Annotated in this window: 11 protein-coding genes; 4 read left to right on the forward strand and 7 right to left on the reverse strand. The window is 72.8% G+C overall.

Annotated elements, in window-relative coordinates; all coding sequences use genetic code 11:
- Positions 1-558: 558 nt before the first annotated feature.
- From G3I56_RS16140 to G3I56_RS16150, 3 genes are all read left to right on the forward strand, one after another.
- The gene (locus G3I56_RS16140) at positions 559-1,167 is read left to right on the forward strand and encodes a hypothetical protein (protein ID WP_203689955.1); all 609 of its coding nucleotides are present in this window, start codon (positions 559-561) and stop codon (positions 1,165-1,167) included.
- Between the two features lie 118 nt (positions 1,168-1,285).
- The gene (locus G3I56_RS16145; RefSeq protein WP_164409654.1) at positions 1,286-2,113 is read left to right on the forward strand and encodes a cation-translocating P-type ATPase C-terminal domain-containing protein; all 828 of its coding nucleotides are present in this window, start codon (positions 1,286-1,288) and stop codon (positions 2,111-2,113) included.
- Positions 2,114-2,190: 77 nt separating this feature from the next.
- Positions 2,191-2,805, forward strand: a complete 615-nt coding sequence (locus G3I56_RS16150; protein ID WP_343239961.1) for a pyridoxamine 5'-phosphate oxidase family protein — start codon at positions 2,191-2,193, stop codon at positions 2,803-2,805.
- Between the two features lie 51 nt (positions 2,806-2,856).
- Here G3I56_RS16150 and G3I56_RS16155 read toward each other — a convergent pair whose 3' ends face one another.
- From G3I56_RS16155 to G3I56_RS16175, 6 genes are all read right to left on the reverse strand, one after another.
- Complete coding sequence (locus tag G3I56_RS16155) at positions 2,857-3,768, reverse strand: universal stress protein (RefSeq protein WP_164409656.1); 912 nt, start codon at positions 3,766-3,768, stop codon at positions 2,857-2,859.
- Positions 3,769-3,819: 51 nt separating this feature from the next.
- On the reverse strand, positions 3,820-6,243 hold the full coding sequence (locus G3I56_RS16160; RefSeq protein WP_203689956.1) for a glycoside hydrolase family 65 protein: 2,424 nt from the start codon (positions 6,241-6,243) through the stop codon (positions 3,820-3,822).
- Between the two features lie 2 nt (positions 6,244-6,245).
- Positions 6,246-7,013, reverse strand: a complete 768-nt coding sequence (locus G3I56_RS16165) for an HAD-IA family hydrolase (RefSeq protein WP_343239962.1) — start codon at positions 7,011-7,013, stop codon at positions 6,246-6,248.
- Complete coding sequence (locus G3I56_RS44730) at positions 7,010-7,141, reverse strand: hypothetical protein (protein ID WP_275406730.1); 132 nt, start codon at positions 7,139-7,141, stop codon at positions 7,010-7,012. The genes G3I56_RS16165 and G3I56_RS44730 overlap by 4 nt, the downstream gene beginning before the upstream one ends.
- 53 nt (positions 7,142-7,194) lie before the next feature.
- Positions 7,195-7,839, reverse strand: a complete 645-nt coding sequence (locus tag G3I56_RS16170) for a hypothetical protein (RefSeq protein ID WP_164409658.1) — start codon at positions 7,837-7,839, stop codon at positions 7,195-7,197.
- Positions 7,840-8,120: 281 nt separating this feature from the next.
- A complete protein-coding gene (locus G3I56_RS16175) occupies positions 8,121-9,029 on the reverse strand; it encodes a universal stress protein (RefSeq protein ID WP_164409659.1) in 909 nt (302 codons plus the stop codon).
- 343 nt (positions 9,030-9,372) lie between these two features.
- Between G3I56_RS16175 and G3I56_RS16180 the strand changes: the two genes are divergently transcribed.
- Positions 9,373-10,074, forward strand: a complete 702-nt coding sequence (locus G3I56_RS16180) for a response regulator transcription factor (protein WP_164409660.1) — start codon at positions 9,373-9,375, stop codon at positions 10,072-10,074.
- 71 nt (positions 10,075-10,145) lie between these two features.
- Here the strand turns inward: G3I56_RS16180 and G3I56_RS16185 are convergent, their stop codons facing one another.
- Positions 10,146-11,891 carry a GAF domain-containing protein gene (locus tag G3I56_RS16185; protein ID WP_164409661.1) on the reverse strand — a complete coding sequence of 582 codons (1,746 nt, stop codon included), beginning with the start codon at positions 11,889-11,891 and terminating at the stop codon, positions 10,146-10,148.
- Positions 11,892-12,193: the final 302 nt, after the last annotated feature.

Here is a 12,193-nt window from a genome sequence, read left to right on the forward strand (position 1 = left end):
GGCCGGTCAGGCAGGTGGAGGTGGCTGCGCCCTGGGCCTCGTGCTCGGCGAGGTCGGAACCCGTCGCGAGCGCGATCAGGGTGACGCGGAGTCTCGGAAGCGCGGCGACGGTTCCTTTCGTTCGCCCGGAGTTTCCGGAGTTTCCGGAGTTCGCGGACCTGGTGTCGACGGTGGGTGTTCATCGGGTGTGTTCCCGTCCACGCCGGGGCGCGCGGGCGCCCAGCCGCGCGTCCCGGCTGCGATGGACCCGGGTGAACGGCCAGACGCCGAACAACAGCAGGGCGGACGGACCTGCGGTGCGTCGGCACCGCTGGCCCCGATCCCGCACCGTGCCTGTGGACGTCCCCTGGATCTCTCCGACAATCGGCGGACCGCCGAACTGGGCCCCGCAGTGCGGACGTTCTTCGGTCGGAGCGGTACGCGGCCGGTCTCCGGCGACGGCCGAACGGGGCCGATCAGCCTATTGTCCGAGCCGATGGGCCCTGCTCCGTGTGCGGTGTGTGTGCGACTGTCGCTGAGGGGCACTCGTGCCGCCGGGTTCGGAAAGTGGGGTCGGCCATGGGCACGAAGGTGGGGTGGTGGCGGTGGCGGCGCAGTCCGCTCAGGCGCCGCTCGGATGCCGTCGAGGCATGGGTCGTCCTGGTGACGTCCGTGGTGATGGCGGTGGGCATGCCCCTGGCCGGAGCCCTGAGCTCGGTGCGTGTCGGAAGCGTGCTGGTCCAGCAGCGCCAGGAGCGGCACCGTACCTCCGCCGTGCTGACCGAGGACGCCGGCGATCCGGGGCCCGGTACGTATGCCCACACCTGGGCGGTTGTGCGGTGGACGGCGTCCGACGACACGGTCCGTACGGCGGGGGTGCGGGTCGCGGCGGGCAGCAGGGCGGGCACCAAGGCCGTGATCTGGACGGACGGGCAGGCCCGGCTGGTCAGCGCGCCGCTCACCCCGGGACAGGCCGTCGCACTGTCCGCCTTCGCCGGGACGCTCGCGGCGAGCGGTGTCGCCCTGTTGCTGCTGGCCGGCCGCAAGGCCGTAAGGATGGGACTGGACCGGCACCGTGCGGAGCAGTGGGAGCGGGCATGGGCCCTCACCGGTCCCCGGTGGAGCGGAAGCACGCCTGACAACGCACCGGGCTCCGAGCAGGAAGGCCCGACGGTTCCACCGCCGTGACGGCGGACACCCGGGGTGATCGCGTGCCAGGACCGGCACGCAACCCCGCGAATGCCGGGTGCACGCCCCCGAGACCGCGCACCACCGGCGGCCACCGCATCGAACCCGGAGAGAACCCATGACCGCTCAGTCGGCGCCTGCCCCCGGCATCGCGCCCCCGGCGGGTCTCACCGAGGACCAGGCCGCCCGGCGGCTGGCCATGGGCCGCCGGGGAACCGAAGTCGCCCGGCAGGCCGCCGACCTGGTGCTCGCCGACGACGAACTGTCCACCGTGGTCACGGCGGTGGAGGAGGGCCGCAGGGTCTACGACAACATCCGTCGCTTCCTGCTCTACGCCCTGGCCGGCGGCGTCGCGGAGATCCTCGTCATGTTGCTCGGCCCGCTGTTCGGACTCGCCCTGCCCCTGCGGGCCGGCCAGATCCTGTGGCTCAACCTCCTCACCCACGGTCTGACGGGCGTCGCCATGGGCGCCGAGCCGGTCTCCCGGCACGCCAGGCGCCGTCCGCCGCGTCCGCCCGGGCAGCAGGTGCTCGGCGGCGGCCTCTGGCAGCGGATACTGCGCCTCGGCACGGTGGCCACCTGCACGAGCCTCGCCGCGGGGCTGTGGGTCCGGCAGACCGGGCAGCCCTGGCAGACCACGCTGTTCCTCGCGTTGCTGGCCGCCCAGCTCGGCGTTGTACTGGGGCTGCGGGAGCGGTTGCTCACCCGTGAGAACCCCTTCCTGCCCTGGGCGGTGCTGGCCGCGGTGGGGCTGGCGGTCGCCGCGCTGTACGTGCCGTTCCTGCGGGCCGTCCTGGAGACCTCGCCGCCCTCCTGGCCCGGCCTGGCAGCGGCTCTCGCCGCAGGGCTGATCGGGTTCGGCACCGCTCGTGCGGAGAGCCGGTCCGCCCGGGCTGTTGGGCGCCCGGACGGGGCCCACCCCGAGACACCGGTCCCCACCCCATGACCGACGAGTGGCAAGGCGAAGGGAAGTGATCGGCTATGCCGGAACCGACGAGGAATGCCGGAGACATCGGGCGGCGGGTGGCAGCGAGGCGTGAGGAGCTGGGGCTCAGCAGGGAGGAGGTGGCCGAGCGGGCGGGTACGGCTGCGGATTACCTGCGGTATGTGGAGGAGCGGCCGACCGCGTCCCCGGGCACAAGCTTCCTGATTCGGCTCGCCGGCGCGCTGGAGACCACCGTGGCCCGGCTGCGCGGCAGCGACGCCGACTTGCCCCCCGGCATCGGGCAGGCGGCCTACCATCCCGAACTGACGGAGCTGGCCAACGGGGAGTGCTGGGCCCGGCTGTCCACACACGGCGTCGGACGCGTCTCGGTGTCCACGCCGGAGGGTCCGGCGATCGTCCCGGTCAACTACACGGTCGTGGACGGTGCGGTCGCCTTCCGTACAGCGCGCGGCGCCACACCTGCTCTGGCGGCTGGGGCCGAGGCCGCTTTCGAGGTGGACCACATCGACGAGGCGCTGAGCGAGGGGTGGAGCGTTCTGGTCGTGGGCCGTGCCGAATGGGTCACCGACCCTGCCGCCACAGGGCGTCTCGTCAGTGCGGCCGCCTCAGCGCCGTGGGCGGGCGGGGACCGTGACCTGTGGGTGCGTATCACCCCGGAGCGGGTCACCGGACGCCGGATCACCGCCCGCTGACCCGCCCCGGGGCGGGTGTACGGACCCCGGGCCGCCCCGGATCCGGTCAGGTCAGTCGTGCGGGACGACCGCGACCGGGGCCGTGGCATGGTGCATCACCGCATGGGCGACCGAGCCGAGGTGCGCGCCGATCGCCGAACCGCGGTTGCGGCGTCCGATGACCAGCAGGCCGGCGCCGGAAGCGGCCTCCACCAGGTGGTGGGCGGGTCCGCCGACCACGGGCTGCTCGGTCACCTCGACGCCGGGGAACTTCTCCCGCCACGGACGCAACGCGTCCGTCAGCGCGCCGGCCTCCTGTGCGGCCAGTTCGGCGCCCACCTCCAGGTCGACGCCGGCGGAGGAGTAGCCGAAGCCGCCGTCCAGGCCGTAGTAGAACGGCGGGGTCCAGCCGTGGATGACGCGCAGCGCCGACGTTCGGCGGGCCGCCGCGTCGAAGGCGAACTCGATCAGCGCGTCGGCGGGCCTGTGCGGGTCGAGTCCGAGTACGACCTCGCGGTACGGGGGCTCCTGCGGGGGACGGCCGGTGGTGACCGCCTCCTCGGCCCGTACGAGGACCACCGGGCGGGTGGCCCGGGCCACGACCGAGAGGGCGACCGAGCCGAGGATGAATCCGCCGACTCCGCTCAGCCCTCGCGATCCGATGACCAGCAGCTCGGCGTCATCGGCGGCTGCCAGCAGCACCGGGACCGGCTGCCCGTCCACCTCGTCGGCACCGACCCGGAGCCCGGCGTGGCGGCGCCGCAGATCCTCCTCCGCCTTTCGCGTCACCCGCTGCGCCCAGTCGCGCCGCAGGTCGGGGCCGGCCGGCGGCGGGGAGGCTGTGGGGTAGTCGTACGACTGCGGTTCCCACGCGAGGACGAGGCGCAGGGGCAGGTCGCGGAGCAGGGCCTCGCGGGCCGCCCAGTCCGCGGCGGCCAGGCTTTCGGGTGAGCCGTCCAGTCCTGCGGTGATGACGCGGGTCATGATGCCGACTTCCTTCTGGAGTGGGGGTGGGGTCTGCTTCCCGCCGCGCGGTCAGGGGCCGGGCAGGTCGAGCTTCCGGGGCCGGCCGGGTGCGACCGTGATGTCGTGGCCGTCGAGGGAGACGTGGACGGGCGTCCGGTCGGAGGCCGGGACGCTGATGCGCAGGTGTCCGGCGCGCATGCTCAGGCCGATGCCCCGGTGGCCCCGGTAGCGGACGGCGAACCCGTACTCGGCCAGCTCGGGGAGGGGCGCCGGATCGAACCGCAGGGCGTCGTCGCGGGTCTCCAGGCCGGTGAGGCCGCGCTGGACGAGGTCGAGGGTGCCGGCCATCGCGCCGAGGTGGATGCCTTCGGCGGTGGTGCCACCCTGGAGGTCGGCGATGTCGCCGGTGAGGGCTTCCTGGACGTACTTCCAGGCCTCGGAGGGCCGGGTGCGGGCCAGTACCCAGCCGTGGACCAGGCCGCTGAGGGTGGAGCCGTGGCTGGTGCGGGCCAGGTAGTGGTCCACCGTCGTGCGCCAGGTGCCGTCGTCGAGGGTGTGGCCGAGGCGGGCGAGGAGTCCGGAGAGCTCGGCGGGTGAGAAGAGGTAGCCGAGCATCAGTACGTCGGCCTGTTTGGACGCCTGGTAGCGGTTGACGGTGTCGCCCTCGGCCTCCAGGATCCGGTCGAGGCGGCGGATGTCGCCGTAGCGCTCGCGGTAGCCGTCCCAGTCCAGTTCGGCGAGGTCGCCGTAGCCCTCGAACTGGCTGATGACGCCCCGGTGGAAGGGCACCCGCAGCCGGCGTGAGATGTCCTCCCAGAGTTCGAGTTCCGCCGGGTCCAGCCCGATGCGCTCGAACAGTTCCTGGCGGCGCGGGGTGGGCAGCGCGGCGGCGAGGTCCAGGGCGCGGCACAGCACCCAGGTGGCGGTGACATTGGTGTACGCGTTGTCGTCGAGGCCCGGCACGGTGGCGCCCGGGTACGCGTCGTGGTACTCGTCGGGGCCGACCACGCCCCGGATCCGGTAGCGCGCGTGGGCCGGGTCCCAGACGGCGCTGCCGGCCCAGAAGCGGGCGATCTGGAGCAGCATCTCCGCGCCCGGCCCGTGCAGGAACTCGGTGTCGCCGCTGGCCTGGGAGTACTGCCAGATGTTGTAGGCGACAGCGGAGCCCACGTGGTGCTGGAGCCGGGAGTGGTCGGGCAGCCAGCGGCCCGAGCGGGGATTGAGGTGGAGGGTCTGGGTCTCCTCGCGGCCGTCGCTGCCGCTCTGCCACGGATACATGGCGCCGGTACGGCCCGCCTCGGCCGCCGCACCGACCGCCCGGCCCAGTCGGCGGTGGCGGTACATCAGCAGTGCCCGGGAGACCTCCGGGAGGTGCAGGTTCAGAAAAGGCAGGACGAAGAGTTCGTCCCAGAAGACATGTCCCCGGTACGCCTCGCCGTGCAGCCCGCGTGCCGGTACGCCCGCGTCGAGCCGGGCGGTGTGCGGCGACAGGGTCTGCAGCACATGGAACAGGTGCAGCCGCAGGATCCTTCCGGCCTCGCCGGGGACGTCCAGCTCCGTTCGCTGCCACAGGTGTTCCCACGCGGCGCTGTGGGAGGCCAGCAGCCCGGCGAAGTCGGTGGCTCCCCGCACCCCGCTGATCGCGGCGTGCAGCGGATCGCCGGACGCAGGGTCCCGCGAGGTGTACAGGGCCACCGTCTTCTCCACGGCGACGGGCCGGCCTGGCCCGATCGGCACTGTCAGCAGGTGGGCGACGCCGCGTTCCCCCGGGAGGAGCCGCACCGCCGCCGGGGTACCGGACACGGTCCGGCTGCGGGCGGCCATCGCGACACGGATGCCGGATTCGGAGGTGCGGCAGTCCAGCCATACGGTGTCGGGCCCGGAGGACTCGGAGGATTCTGCGGGCCCGGTGCGCCACTCGGTGAGGTGGCGGCCGTTCAGGTCGCGGTAGCGGTCCACTCCCGCGTTGGTGATGTCGCCGTCGAGGGCGGACTCCACCTCCAGCTCACCCGTCCAGTCCTCGGCGGTGAACTCCGTTCGGAGCGCAGCCAGATGGGGATCGCCCATGTGCACCAGGCGGACCTGGTCGACCGTCAGCAGGCGGCCTCGGGTGTCCCGCAGCCGCATCCGCCGGGTGAGCGTGCCGCGACGCAGGTCCAGGGTCTGCCGGTACTCGATCAGTGAGCCGTCGTCGGGGGAGAACCAGGGGCCCGGCAGGTCGCCGCCGGTGGCCCGGGTGCGGAAGCGCAGCGGCAGCCAGTTCGGGAGGTTGACGATGTCCTCGTTCTCGACCTGCCGTCCGGCGACGGTCGAGGTCAGCCGGTTGTAGACGCCCGCGACGTAGGTGCCGGGGTAGTGGGACGGGCCTGCCGTCGTCTCCGGGGCGGCGCCCCGGGTGGCGAAGTAACCGTTGCCCAGCGTGCACAGCGCCTCGCGCAGCCGCTCGTCCGCCGGGTCGTAGCCCTCGTAGTTCAGGGTCCGGTCGTCCGGCATGGTCACGCCTCCGTGGCGGTCAGCAACTCGGCGAGGTCCGCGACCACCAGGTCGGCCCCGTGCTTGCTCAGGTCGTCGGCGCTGGTCGGCCCGGCGGTCCGGTCCACCCCGACCACCAGGCCGAAGCCGCCGCGCCGGCCGGCCTCGACACCGGCCAGCGCGTCCTCGACGACGGCCGCATCTCCGGCCGGTACGCCCAGCCGCCGGGCCGCCTCCAGGAAGATCGCCGGGTCGGGCTTGCCGGGCAGCCCGAGGCGGGCCGCCTCGTTGCCGTCCACCACGGCCCCGAACAGGTCCCGGACTCCCGCCCCCGTCAGCAGTTCCGGCGCGTGCCGGGAAGCCGAGATCGCGGCGCACGGCACGCCCTCGGCGCGCAGCGCGTGCAGCAGCCGTACGGTGCCGGGCCAGGCGGCGATCGAACCCGCCGCCAGCCGTCGTGCGAACAGTTGCTCCTTGCGGGCGGCGACGGCCTGCACAGTGCCGGTGCCGGGCGGGTCGTCGGGGGTGCCGGGCGGCAGTCGCAGCCCGCGCGCGGTGAGGAAGGCGGCGGCGCCGTCCAGCCGGGCCCTGCCGTCGACGTAGCGGCGGTAGTCCTCCACCGGGTCGAACGGGCGCTGCTCACCCGCCGCCTCCAGGCAGGCGTCGAAGGCCGACTGCCAGGCGGCGGCGTGCAGCCGGGCCGAGTCGGTGATCACCCCGTCGGTGTCGAACACCACGGCCCGAACCGCCCGCAGGCGCGGCACCAGCGTCTGTCCGGCGGTGGCGGTCACCGGCGGGTGGCAACGTGTTCGGTGATGCCGATGCCGATGCCGAGGAGGGCGGTGAGGTTGCGGAGGTCGAGGAGGCGGTTGTCGTGGCCCGTGCGGCCGAAGCCGTCAATGCCTGTACGTACGGTCATGGCGGTGCCTCTGCTTGCCGTCGGGGCGGAGTTCCGGGTGTGCGGGCGGTGTCTCAGCGCAGCCAGGTGTGGTCGCGGACGACGGGGAGGCGGGCCCAGGTCCTGCCGAGTCCCCAGGTGGTGCCGGCCGAGGCGACCGCGAGGGCGATCAGGACGGCGGCGTACAGGACGTGGTAGTCGATGAGCGGGTTGGAGGACATGCTCGGGGTGCCGTCGGACAGTGCCTTGGCGGGCGGCCACTCGGCGATCCACATGAACGCCATCAGGGCGGTCCCGGCGACCGCGGCGAGCCGCAGTGCGATGCCGCTGACCAGGGCGAGGCCGACGCCGAGCAGGCCGAGCATGAACAGCCAGTTCGCCCAGCCCGCTCCGGCCCAGGAGTGGAAGGTGGACTCCATGGGCCCGGCGGCGACGCCGCTGAGGAAGCCCTTGGCGGGCGAGCCGCCGTCGGCCCAGCCCTTGCCGGAGGCGGTGGCGTAGCCCCAGCCGAAGGTCTTGTCGAGGAAGGCCCACAGGAAGACGAACCCGGTGACGATCCGCAGCCCCGCGAAGACCCGGGCGCGGGTCGCCGCGGCCGTCGTGGTCGTCGTGTCGGTCGTGTCCGCCGTGGTGTCGTCGGCCTTTCGGGCCGTCCTGGCCCGGTGCCGCGACGGGAGGGGGAAACCCGTGTGCGGGCCGGGAGTTTCGTGTACCGCCATGATGCTCATCCCTGTCCGGAGGTCTGGTAGGCGTGGCGCGGTATCTGTCCGCGTGCCGTCGTCGTCCTGAGTTCAATGTCCCGCCCGGACCTGTCGGACCGTCAGGGGCCGAGAGGTACCGTCACGGGGCCGAACGTCCCTGTTCAGAAGCGGACCGGCAGGAAGCTCGTGACCGAGCACGTCCGCCATGTCACGGCCGCCCTCGGCAAATGCGTATACGCGCATGTACATGTATGCGTACCGGGCCAACTCGCCCATTCTTCACGCACGTTCAGGCGCGTTCAGGCGTGCGGGACGACGGCGACGGGGCAGGGCGCGTGATGCAGCGCCGCGTGTGCGACGGGGCCGAGGTGGGTGCCGAGACGGGATTCGCGGATCCGGCTTCCCACCACGACGAGGGCCGCGCCGGCCGAGGCGCTGATCAGCTCGTCGGCCGCACGTCCTTCGGTGACGCTCTCGGTGACGGCGACCTCGGGGAACTTCTCGCACCAAGGGCGCAGGACGGCGGCCACGGCGTGCTCCCGCTCCGCCCGAAGCTCCGGGCCGCTCACCGGGACGATCCTGTCCGCCGCCGCGAAGTCCGGCGGACGGCTGAAGGCGTTGATCACGCGCAACGAGGATCCCCGGCGCCCGGCGGCGTCGAACGCGAACTCGATCAGCTCGTCACAGGGCCGGTCCGTGTCGAGACCGAGTACGACGTCGCGGTACGGGATCCCGGGAATCTCTTCCGGGGAGATGCCGTCCGGTGCCGAGAAGTGCTCGTCGGCGGTGCTCGCGCCTGCCCTCACCAGCACCACGGGACGGGGTGCCCTGGCGACGACCCGCTGTGACACCGACCCCAACAGGAACCCCGCGACGCCGCCGAGTCCACGGGAGCCGAGGACCAGCAGCTCGGCCTGCCCGGCCGCCTCGAGGAGGGCCGAGACCGGCGAGTCGGCGAGCGCCTGGCTGATGACCCGCAGACCAGGGTGCGCGGCGCGCATGCTGTCCGCCACCCGTTCCGGCAGGTCCTCGGCCACGGCCCGTTCGGACATGTCCGCGGGCACGGTCGGGGCCGGACGCGGATGCCACTCCCAGGCATGCACCAGGCACAGCGCGACGCCCCGGCGCGTGGCTTCCCGGGCCGCCCAGTGCGCGGCTGCCAGGCTTTCGGGAGTGCCGTCGATCCCCGCGGTGACGTGTCGAAGCATGAGGCGTACCTCCAGCGTTGCTGCCCATGGGTCGCTCTTCTGCCACTGAGCCTGGTACCGGGGGGAGCACCGGGACAGAGGCCGGGCGGGCCCTTCCGTGGGGCCCTTCGGCCCTGATGCCGGCCCGGCGAGGACGCCGAGGACGGCGAGGACGCCGAGGACGGCGAGGACGCCGAGGACGGCGAGGACGCCGAGGACGGCGAGGACGCCGCGGTGGGCTCGGGTTGGCCCGGTCGGCCCTGGTGCGGGTGGTTCGGACGGGAGACGATCGTCATCACAGTCGGCATGCGGTCCGTGGAATGTGGCCCATGGTCCGTGGTTCACCAGCGAACGAGGGGTCGTCATGGCCGAGGCGCGTACCTTCACCGAGCAGAACCCGATCCGGGTCTTTCTGCTGGACGACCACGAGGTCGTCCGACGCGGTCTCACCGACCTGCTGGATTCCGAGCCGGACATCTCGGTGGTCGGCGACGCGGACAGTGTCGAGCAGGCGCTGGTGCGCGGGCCGGCGCTGCGTCCGGACGTGGCCGTCCTCGACGTGCGCCTGCCGGACGGTGACGGGATCAGTGTCTGCCGTGAGCTGCGCAGCCGGATGCCGGAGCTGGCCTGTCTGATGCTGACGTCCTTCGACGAGGAGGAAGCCCTGCTCGACGCGATCATGGCCGGGGCGGCGGGCTATGTGCTCAAACAGATCAGGGGGTCCGACCTGGTCGCGGCGGTCCGCACCGTCGCCTCCGGCCAGTCGATGCTGGATCCGGCGACGACCGCCCGCCTGATGCGCTCGCTGCGGGCGGACCCCACCGAGCAACCGGCACCCGCACCCGAGCTCGCCGGCCTGTCACCCCGCGAGCGGGACATCCTCGCGCTGATCGGGGACGGGCTCACCAACCGTGAGATCGGCAAGAAGCTCTACCTGTCCGAGAAGACGGTGAAGAACCACATCTCCCGGCTGCTGGCGAAGCTCGGTGTCCAGCGCCGCGTGCAGGCGGCGGTCCTGGCCAGCCATCTCGAACAGCCCGCCTCCCCCGACCGCCCGGCGCGATGAGTCCGCGCTGCCCCGCCTCGTCGTCCGGGTCGGCGAGGCCGCGGCCAACCGCGGTCAGGCTCCGTTCGCGGTCAGCTCCCGTCCGTGACACCGTCCGCACTCACGGGCACCCGCCACACCAGCCGGGTGCCGCCGCCCTCCGGCCGTTCGCAGAGTGTCAGGGTTCCGCCGAGGGCGACGGCCCGCTCCTTGATGTTCTTCAGCCCGCTGCGTCCGACGTCACCCGGCACCCCGCAGCCGTCGTCCGTCACCGTGAGCGTCAACTCGCCCCTGGCGCACTGAAGCTGGACGTCCACCGCCTGTGCTCCGGAGTGCCGGGCGGCGTTGCTGAGGGCCTCGCCGAGCACGGCGATCACGTGGTCGGCGATGTCGCCGGGGACATCGGTCTCCACGAGCCCCTCGATGCGCAGTGCGGGCGGGAATCCGAGTGACGTGGCCGACGCACTCACCGCCTCGGCCGCCCGGCCGCGCAGGCCGTCGCTCTCCCGCCCGACCCCGCTGTGGGTGCGCAGTCCGAAGATCGTGGACCGAATGATCTTGATGGTGTCGTCGAGGTCGTCGACGGTCCGGGTCAGCCGCTCCATGCCCTCGGGGTGTTCCATGAAGCGCTGGGTGCTCTGCAGGGTCATGCCGGCTGCGAAGAGCCGCTGGATGGCGAGGTCATGGAGGTCGCGTGCGATGCGGTCACGGTCCTGGAGCAGCGTGAGCTGTTCCGCGTCCCGCCGTCGTTCGGCCAGCTCCAGGGCGAGTGCCGCCTGGTCGGCGAACCCGAGCAGCGGCCCGGTGTCCAGGTCGCCGAACGGCGTGCCGGTCGGCACGCGTCCCAGCAGCAGCACGCCCCGCGCCTTGCCGCCGGCGCCGAGTGGCACAGCGACCACGGGTCCGAGCCCGGCCCACTGGGCTTCGTCCTCGCCCGTGCGTGCGTCGCGCTCGATGTCGGCGCTGACCACCGGCGCCGCCGCGCCGAGTGCCGCTCCGACGAAACCGTCCCGCGCGGACAGCACCAGACCGCTGCGCTCCTCCCGGCCCAGGCCGACCGCCAGGGCCGGCCGCAGTGTCTCCTCACCCGGTACGTGTTCCGCGATCAGTCCCATGTCGGCGGATACGATCTTCCGGGCCTCGTCGACGATCAGTTCCAGCACGTCCGCGCTCGGCGCACCGGTCAGGAGCATGCTGGTGACCTTGCCGCTGGCCCGCTGCCAGCGTTCGCGCAGCATGGTCTCCTCGTACAGCCGTGCGTTCTCGATGGCCACTCCGGCGGCCACCGCCAGCGTCGACAGGACGGACTCGTCCTCCACGTCGAATTCCCGGGCGCTGCGCTTCTCGGTGAGGTAGAGGTTTCCGAAGACCTCGTCGCGCACCCGGATCGGTACGCCGAGGAAGGAGTGCATCGGCGGGTGGTGCGCCGGGAAGCCGTACGACGCCGGATGCTCAGACAGCTCCGGAAGCCGCAGTGGCGACGGGTGCCGGATCAGCTCTCCGAGGAGCCCGTGCCCGCTGGGCAGAGCCCCGATCTCCGACCGTCCCTCTTCGCCTATACCGACGGTCAGGAACTCGGACAGCTTCTGGTCACCGCCGATCACGCCCAGCGCCCCGTACTCGGCGTCCACCAGCACCACCGCGGCCTCGACGATGCTGCGCAGCACCTGTGGCAGGTCGAGCTCCCGCCCGACCGAGAGGACGGCCTCCAGCAGGCTGTGCAGGCGGTCCCGGGTCCCGCGCACCGCGTCGATGCGCACCTGCAGCTCGCCCAGCAGCTCGTCGAGCCGCAGCTTGGGTACAAGTTCCTCGGTACCGCCGCGTCGATCCTCGCTCATGACTTCCTCCGACCGACACAGCAGACAGGGCGGATCGAACCGGTTGCCCTGCCTTCACCGTACTGTCCGGGTGCCTCGACATGGCCGCCGGACGGGCCGAAGTCATGTTGGCGTCCCGGTGGCGCGTTGCGTTCCCTCAGGCACGACGCCGGTTCCAGCACGCCGTCTCGCCGTGCTTCACGGGTGCCGCACCGACGTGCCCGTGGGCGTCGAGGTCGAGTGGGGGACGATCGCAGCTCCTCGACGAGGCGGCTGCGGTCGTGTCCTCCGGTCGTGTCCTCCGGGCGCGGCGTACGGGCACG

It is taken from the genome of Streptomyces sp. SID12488 (genome assembly GCF_010548275.1).
Classification (GTDB): Bacteria; Actinomycetota; Actinomycetes; order Streptomycetales; family Streptomycetaceae; genus Streptomyces.

Excerpts from the sequence above, each read along its gene's own strand:
- G3I56_RS16140 (WP_203689955.1), top strand. The coding sequence starts at position 559 with ATGGGCACGAAGGTGGGGTGGTGGCGGTGGCGGCGCAGTCCGCTCAGG.
- G3I56_RS16145 (WP_164409654.1), top strand. The coding sequence starts at position 1,286 with ATGACCGCTCAGTCGGCGCCTGCCCCCGGCATCGCGCCCCCGGCGGGT.
- G3I56_RS16155 (WP_164409656.1), bottom strand. The coding sequence starts at position 3,768 with ATGACCCGCGTCATCACCGCAGGACTGGACGGCTCACCCGAAAGCCTG.
- G3I56_RS16160 (WP_203689956.1), bottom strand. The coding sequence starts at position 6,243 with ATGCCGGACGACCGGACCCTGAACTACGAGGGCTACGACCCGGCGGAC.
- G3I56_RS44730 (WP_275406730.1), bottom strand. The coding sequence starts at position 7,141 with ATGACCGTACGTACAGGCATTGACGGCTTCGGCCGCACGGGCCACGAC.
- G3I56_RS16170 (WP_164409658.1), bottom strand. The coding sequence starts at position 7,839 with ATGGCGGTACACGAAACTCCCGGCCCGCACACGGGTTTCCCCCTCCCG.
- G3I56_RS16175 (WP_164409659.1), bottom strand. The coding sequence starts at position 9,029 with ATGCTTCGACACGTCACCGCGGGGATCGACGGCACTCCCGAAAGCCTG.
- G3I56_RS16180 (WP_164409660.1), top strand. The coding sequence starts at position 9,373 with ATGGCCGAGGCGCGTACCTTCACCGAGCAGAACCCGATCCGGGTCTTT.
- G3I56_RS16185 (WP_164409661.1), bottom strand. The coding sequence starts at position 11,891 with ATGAGCGAGGATCGACGCGGCGGTACCGAGGAACTTGTACCCAAGCTG.